The organism is Domibacillus epiphyticus (assembly GCF_001975785.1).
GTDB lineage: Bacteria > Bacillota > Bacilli > Bacillales > Domibacillaceae > Domibacillus > Domibacillus epiphyticus.
Genome location: NZ_MSFI01000002.1, coordinates 125,979 through 132,749, shown reverse-complemented (window position 1 = coordinate 132,749; position 6,771 = coordinate 125,979). Strand labels below are relative to the sequence as shown.

Here is a 6,771-nt window from a genome sequence, read left to right as displayed (position 1 = left end):
TTTCACGGCGGTAACACGGGTTCGAATCCCGTAGGGGTCACCAATTTGGAGGATTAGCTCAGCTGGGAGAGCATCTGCCTTACAAGCAGAGGGTCGGCGGTTCGATCCCGTCATCCTCCACCATTTATTAAGTGCCGGTGTAGCTCAACTGGTAGAGCAACTGACTTGTAATCAGTAGGTTGGGGGTTCAAGTCCTCTTGCCGGCACCATCTTTTTTATTTGATCTATTATATACAGCGGAGGGGTAGCGAAGTGGCTAAACGCGGCGGACTGTAAATCCGCTCCTTCGGGTTCGGCAGTTCGAATCTGCCCCCCTCCACCATTTACCTTAAAGGAACATCAACTTTTTGTTCTTTTTCTCATTTTTCAGGGCATATTAAATACATAAAAATCATTGGGCTATAGCCAAGCGGTAAGGCAACGGACTTTGACTCCGTCATGCGTTGGTTCGAATCCAACTAGCCCAGCCATTTATTGAGCCATTAGCTCAGTTGGTAGAGCATCTGACTTTTAATCAGAGGGTCGAAGGTTCGAGTCCTTCATGGCTCACTACAAAAAAGCTGAATTTTAAACCGAAAAAGGTTTTGAATTCAGCTTTTTTATTTTGTAAGACACTGCTGCATTGGTCAATAAAATTTATTTAAAAAACGATTTTTCCCCTTAAAAGTTCTATAGAATTTGTCCAGGTAAATTGAATTTTAGATGAAAAATAAAGTGTTAAAGTAACCGTAATCTTTATAGGCATCCAAAACTGTTATACTGAATATAAACTGGAAGTAATATCCGGTAAGGAAGCTGCTTTCTTTTTAAATTTTTATTTGTTTAAAATTTATACTTCTTACTATTCTTCACTCAAATTTGGATTCTCAAGAGGCAGCCAGTATAAAAGGTGAGTAAAAGACATTAGCATACCCCATCTCCATAAAACTTTCATACATAATCCTATTGTTTTTTTAAACGTTTTTTGAAACTTTTGTGCACTGCTTTCGTATAGACATATACCGCAGTGCGGAGGGAGAAAAAATGGATTTACTAGTACAGAGACGAATTAAACAAGTGTTAAAAGGTGATCAAAATGCGTTTGGTGAAATCGTCGAGCTATACAAAGACAAAGTATACCAAATATGTTTTCGCATGCTCTGGGACCGGCATGAAGCGGAGGATGCGGCCCAAGAAACGTTCTTAAAGGCGTTTTTAAACATACACACATACAATTTGGAAAAAAAGTTTTCGACATGGCTTTATCGTATTGCCACCAATTTATGCATTGATAAAATACGTAAAAAGAAGCCGGATTATCATCTTGACGCCGAGGTCGCAGGAACAGATGGACTAAATATGTACTCTCACGTTCCATCCAGCCATCCGCTTCCAGAAGAGGAAGTGGAAAGTTTAGAGGTGCAGGAAACGATTCATCAGGCGATATTGCTATTGCCAGAAAAGTATCGATCGATTATTGTATTGAAATATATAGAGGAGCTGCCGCTTCAAGAAATTGCGGATATACTGGATCTTCCACTCGGAACGGTGAAAACCCGTGTACACAGGGGCAGGGAAGCATTGAGAAAGCACTTGCGGCATTTGTAATGAAAGGGTGTGATGAACGATGACATCTTGTCCAAAACAGATTGTTCATTATATGCATGATTATCTGGATGGGGAAATTGACAATGAATCAAAAAAAGAATTGATATTTCACATTGAAACATGTGATGACTGCAAGCGGCATTATCTTGAATTGAAAAAAACGATTGCACTTGTTCAAAGCGCCTCTCATATAGAAGCACCGGTGGGTTTTACAGCTAAAGTGATGGCTTTGCTGCCAAGGGAAGGAAAGAAGGTTGGCATCGAACGCTGGTTTCGAAATCACCCGTTTTTTACAGCAGCAGCCCTATTTTTTCTTTTGATGGGGGGCGGTTTGTTTTCATTGCTGGAGCAAGGCGACGATCATTTTGCATTTACGAAGAATTCGGAACTGAAAGTGGAAAGTGAAACGGTTATTGTTCCGGAAGGTGTCGTTATTGAAGAGGATATTGTTGTGAAAAATGGAAACGTAAGAATTGAGGGAGCTGTTGATGGCGATGTAACCGTCATTAACGGGGAACGATATATGGCCTCAGCAGGAAAAGTAACGGGGGAAATTGAGGAAATTGACCGTTTATTTAGCCGGCTTTGGTTTGAAATAAAATCGCTGTTTAATTAAATGGGAGCGGACGGTAATCGTCTGCTTCTTTTTCAATTGTATGTTATAATGGACAGGTTAAGGAAGAAAGTGATTTCTTCACGGCTCTGTAATTCCAACCTGGAGGATGAAGTATGCCGTTCATTACTTATTTTGAAGACTTTACATTTATTGATTATTTATCGAATACGATTGATATATTGCTCGTATGGTATGTTGTTTATAAATTGTTAATGGTGATTCGCGGGACAAAAGCAGTTCAGCTTTTAAAAGGCATCTTTGTCATTGTCATCGTTCGGGCAATTGCGGGCTTACTTGGGCTGGATACGCTCAGCTGGATTATGCAGCAAGCGTTGACGTGGGGTTTTCTCGCTGTTATTATCATCTTTCAGCCCGAAGTTCGTCGTGCACTTGAGCAGCTTGGACGCGGCAGGATATTTTCTAGAAGCGCCATACAAGAAGATGAAGAACAGCGGAAAATTATTGAAGCGGTGCTTAAATCAGTCCGCTATATGGGGAAGCGGCGGATCGGGGCCCTTATTTCAATTGAAAAAGAAACCGGCATGAATGATTATATTGAGACGGGCATCCCAATGCGTTCCGTTATTACATCGGAACTGCTGATCAATATCTTCATTCCGAATACGCCGCTGCATGATGGAGCGGTCATTATTCAAAAGGATCAAATTGCTGCGGCTGCCTGTTATTTACCGCTTTCAGAAAATCCGTTCATTTCAAAAGAGCTTGGGACACGCCATCGGGCTGCCCTTGGCATTAGTGAGGTGACGGATAGCCTGACCGTTATCGTCTCTGAAGAAACCGGGGCCATTTCTGTTTCGAGAAATGGAGATCTATATCGTGATTTGTCAGAGGAAAACTTTCGAGAAATTTTAGAACATGAACTATTAAAAAATATTGAAAAAAGCGAGACTTCTAACCGCTGGACGTGGAAGGGGCGGAGAAGCAATGGATAAATTCAGCGAGAGTAAATGGTTTGTCCGTGTGATTGCCTTTTTACTTGCATTTTTACTGTATGTAATGGTCAACTTTGATGAATTGGAGTTAGCCCAGCGCGTGGATAATTCCGGACAGGGTACATCGGATGAATTGACGAATATACCCGTTCAGGCTTATTACGATACAGAAAATTTATACGTTTCCGGTCTGCCCGATCAGGTCCAAGTCGAATTGTCAGGACCAAAAAGTATTATCGAGTCAGCAAAGCGGCTTCGTGAGTTTAAGCTGTACGTGGATCTGACCGACTTGGAGATTGGCACCCACCGCGTGGCGATCGAACATGAAAATTTTTCAGACAAGTTGAATGTATCTATTCGGCCGGCGTATGTTACGGTTTCGATAGAAGAAAAAGTGACAGCTGTTCACTCAGTAACACCAGAATTTAATGATTCTGTACTCGCTGAAGGTTATCAAGTAGATAATGTGACAGTGGCACCACAGGAAGTGCGGGTGACTGGCGCAGAATCAGATATAGAAAAAATTGCCTTCGTGAAAGCAGCATTGACAAGTGGACAGGAGATTAATGAAGAAACGACTGCGACGGCAAATGTGCAAGTGCTTGATGGTGATTTGAATAAGCTCGATGTGAAGGTGGAGCCGGAAACGGTTCAAGTATCGATTTCAGTGAAAAATCCGAGCAAAAAAGTGGAACTCAATGCAGTTTCCAAAGGTGTTCCACCTTCGGGAATTAAAATTTCATCACTGGAACCGAATGTAGATGAAATTACGGTTTACGGGAAAGAATCAGCATTGGAAGAACTTAAAGAGTTCACATTGCCTGTAGACGTAAGCAAAGTAACAAAAGATACAACATTAACCGTGCCGGTCAATCTCGGGGATGAATATAATTTTTCTTCCCCTAAAGAGATAAAAGTCAAAGTAACGGTTGAAAAAACAACAGCCGAGTAGCGATTGATCAGCTTATATTAAAGGAGAGAAAATAATAGATGGGTAAGTATTTTGGTACAGATGGCGTTAGAGGTGTAGCAAATACCGAACTGACACCGGAACTTGCATTTAAGCTGGGACGTTTTGGTGGGTATGTATTGACGAAAAATGCGGAGCGTCCGAAAGTATTAATTGGGCGTGACACACGTATTTCCGGACCAATGCTTGAAGGCGCACTCGTCGCAGGTCTCTTGTCGATCGGAGCAGAAGTAATGCGTCTTGGTGTTATTTCGACACCGGGTGTAGCGTATTTGACAAAAGCGATGGATGCGCAAGCCGGTGTTATGATTTCAGCTTCTCACAACCCTGTCCAGGATAACGGAATTAAATTTTTCGGATCGGACGGCTTTAAGCTGTCCGATGAGCAGGAAGCTGAAATTGAAGCGCTTCTTGATCAGGAAGAAGATACGCTCCCTCGCCCTTTTGGCGGCGATCTCGGTTCGTTAAACGATTATTTTGAAGGCGGACAAAAGTACATTCAATATTTGAAGCAGACGGTTGAGGAAGACTTCGAGGGTATTCATGTGGCACTCGACTGTGCACACGGTGCTACATCCTCACTTGCTGCGCATTTATTTGCGGATTTGGAAGCAGACATCTCGACAATGGGCGCTTCGCCTAACGGTTTAAATATTAATGATGGTGTTGGTTCTACTCATCCGGAACAGCTTGCACAATTCGTTAAAGAAAAAGAAGCGGATTTAGGTCTTGCTTTTGACGGTGACGGTGACCGTTTAATTGCTGTAGATGAAAAAGGAAATATCGTCGACGGTGATCAAATTATGTTCATTTGCGCCCGTTATTTAAAAGAGCGGGGGAAATTGACGAATGATACGATTGTATCAACCGTGATGAGCAACCTTGGCTTTTATAAAGGCCTTGAAGAACACGGAATAAAGAGTGAACAGACGGCTGTCGGAGACCGTTATGTTGTCGAAGCAATGAAAAAATACAATTATAACCTTGGCGGAGAGCAGTCCGGCCATATTATATTCCTTGATTACAATACGACAGGCGATGGCTTGTTAAGCGGCCTTCAGCTAGTGAATATTATGAAAGCGACAAAAAAACCGTTATCAGAACTAGCGGCTGAAATGAAAAAATTTCCGCAGACGCTCGTAAACGTTCGTGTAACGGATAAACATCACGTGACCGCAAACGAGAAAGTAAAAGCGGAAATTGAGAAGGTGGAAGCAGAAATGGGCGGCAATGGACGTGTTCTAGTCCGTCCATCTGGCACAGAACCACTTGTGCGCGTCATGGTTGAAGCAGCGACAGAAGAGCAGTGCCGTTCCTATACAGAACGAATTGCCAAAATCGTAGAAGAAGAAATGGGTCTTAAATAATAGGAGGGGTGACCGGCAAGCCGTCATAATGGCCTGCCGGTCCTTTTTTCAATTTCTTTTCAGCATATCAAGCGCGGTTAACAATTCAATAATGACTTTTTCCTGTTCCTCCAGATAGGTTGTAAAATCTTCTGCATTACGATATTCAGAGGCCCAGCCGTTTTTCTCAAGCTCTGCTTTCCATTCTTCTGTTTCCGACAGTTCACCCAGTTTTTGATTCCAATAGTCAAATGCGTCATCAGACATATTTTTCGGTCCGAAAATGCCGCGCCAGATCGTAAATTCTGTATCAAGACCCTCATCTTTAAACGTCGGCACGTCACGTAATGCCCCTTCCAATTTCTCAGAAGAACTGACAGCTAGTACACGAACATCCCCGGATTTTACATATTCAGAAACGGTAGATGCATCTGTTGCAATGACGTCTGCGTTTCCTCCAAGCAGGGAAGCGATCGCTTCACCGCCTCCGTCATATGAGACATATTTTACTGATTTAGGATTAATGCCATATTCATATACCGGCAGGATCCCGATTAAATGATCCATTGAGCCTGGTGCTGATCCACCGGCAAATGTAATGTTAGATGGATCTTCTTTCACCGCATCAAGGAGGCTTTTTAATGAATCATATTCGGAATCCGCTCTCACTACGATCGCGCCGTAATCACGTGTCAGCTGTGCAAGCGGTTTTGTATCTTTATAGCCGTACGGGCTGTTACCTTCTTCTTTATGGTTGTTGATCAAAATGGGCGGTGATTTGACCATTAGCATGTAGTCGTTGTCCGCTTCCTGCGTTGCGTATTCAGCCATAAACACTGCCCCGCCCCCGCCTGGTTTATTTTCGACTGTCAGCGGCTGTTCCACTAATCCTGTATCGCCCATAATTCTTGAAATGGACCGCGCAGTTAAATCCCAGCCGCCCCCTGCCCCTGATGGAGCAACAACGGTTACAGCGCGCTCAGGATATGAACGATCAGAAGGTTTTTCACCCGTAGACGAAGAACAGGCTGACAGTCCAAGTGTCAGCACTCCAGCCGCCGCAAAAATCGACCATTGTTTAAACATGTAGAAATCCCCCTTTAACTAACGAATTCTTTGAACCTAAATGGGACAGTGCACTTTATCATCATCTTATTCATAAAATTGACAAGTAGAAGACAAGGCATTGGTTGTGACTATATCTATAGACAGAGAAGGTCATATGACACTGCTATTTTTCTAAAAGCCGTTCCGTTTTTCAACCGACTTGCATCTCCTAGTATTATGCACGAGATGTAG

Annotated in this window: 6 protein-coding genes and 5 tRNA genes; 10 read left to right on the top strand and 1 reads right to left on the bottom strand. The window is 42.8% G+C overall.

Features of this window, described 5'->3' with window-relative positions; all coding sequences use genetic code 11:
* Positions 1-47 precede the first annotated feature (47 nt).
* From BTO28_RS02285 to glmM, 10 genes are all read left to right on the top strand, one after another.
* Positions 48-123, top strand: a tRNA-Val gene (locus tag BTO28_RS02285).
* Between the two features lie 10 nt (positions 124-133).
* Positions 134-209 (top strand) — tRNA-Thr (locus BTO28_RS02280).
* Positions 210-238: 29 nt separating this feature from the next.
* A tRNA-Tyr gene (locus BTO28_RS02275) sits at positions 239-322 on the top strand.
* A gap of 73 nt (positions 323-395) precedes the next feature.
* A tRNA-Gln gene (locus BTO28_RS02270) sits at positions 396-470 on the top strand.
* A 6-nt stretch (positions 471-476) separates the two neighbouring features.
* Positions 477-549, top strand: a tRNA-Lys gene (locus BTO28_RS02265).
* 474 nt (positions 550-1,023) lie between these two features.
* Positions 1,024-1,587: an RNA polymerase sigma factor SigW gene (gene sigW, locus BTO28_RS02260; RefSeq protein ID WP_076763657.1), complete on the top strand. Its 564-nt coding sequence runs from the start codon at positions 1,024-1,026 to the stop codon at positions 1,585-1,587.
* Positions 1,588-1,606: 19 nt separating this feature from the next.
* Positions 1,607-2,203 (top strand): anti-sigma factor family protein, encoded by a 597-nt coding sequence (locus BTO28_RS02255; RefSeq protein ID WP_076763655.1) that lies wholly within the window; start codon positions 1,607-1,609, stop codon positions 2,201-2,203.
* Positions 2,204-2,316: 113 nt separating this feature from the next.
* The gene (gene cdaA / locus BTO28_RS02250; protein ID WP_076763654.1) at positions 2,317-3,156 is read left to right on the top strand and encodes a diadenylate cyclase CdaA; all 840 of its coding nucleotides are present in this window, start codon (positions 2,317-2,319) and stop codon (positions 3,154-3,156) included.
* Complete coding sequence (locus BTO28_RS02245) at positions 3,149-4,108, top strand: CdaR family protein (RefSeq protein WP_076763652.1); 960 nt, start codon at positions 3,149-3,151, stop codon at positions 4,106-4,108. The genes cdaA and BTO28_RS02245 overlap by 8 nt, the downstream gene beginning before the upstream one ends.
* 38 nt (positions 4,109-4,146) lie before the next feature.
* Positions 4,147-5,493 (top strand): phosphoglucosamine mutase, encoded by a 1,347-nt coding sequence (gene glmM / locus BTO28_RS02240; RefSeq protein ID WP_076763650.1) that lies wholly within the window; start codon positions 4,147-4,149, stop codon positions 5,491-5,493.
* Between the two features lie 48 nt (positions 5,494-5,541).
* On the opposite strand, the gene BTO28_RS02235 is transcribed toward glmM, so the two are convergent.
* The gene (locus BTO28_RS02235; RefSeq protein WP_076763649.1) at positions 5,542-6,558 is read right to left on the bottom strand and encodes a Bug family tripartite tricarboxylate transporter substrate binding protein; all 1,017 of its coding nucleotides are present in this window, start codon (positions 6,556-6,558) and stop codon (positions 5,542-5,544) included.
* Positions 6,559-6,771: the final 213 nt, after the last annotated feature.

Bases quoted from the DNA above. Each gene is read 5' to 3' on its own strand.
- BTO28_RS02245 (WP_076763652.1), top strand. From the start codon at position 3,149: ATGGATAAATTCAGCGAGAGTAAATGGTTTGTCCGTGTGATTGCCTTT.
- sigW (WP_076763657.1), top strand. From the start codon at position 1,024: ATGGATTTACTAGTACAGAGACGAATTAAACAAGTGTTAAAAGGTGAT.
- glmM (WP_076763650.1), top strand. From the start codon at position 4,147: ATGGGTAAGTATTTTGGTACAGATGGCGTTAGAGGTGTAGCAAATACC.
- BTO28_RS02255 (WP_076763655.1), top strand. From the start codon at position 1,607: ATGACATCTTGTCCAAAACAGATTGTTCATTATATGCATGATTATCTG.
- BTO28_RS02235 (WP_076763649.1), bottom strand. From the start codon at position 6,558: ATGTTTAAACAATGGTCGATTTTTGCGGCGGCTGGAGTGCTGACACTT.
- cdaA (WP_076763654.1), top strand. From the start codon at position 2,317: ATGCCGTTCATTACTTATTTTGAAGACTTTACATTTATTGATTATTTA.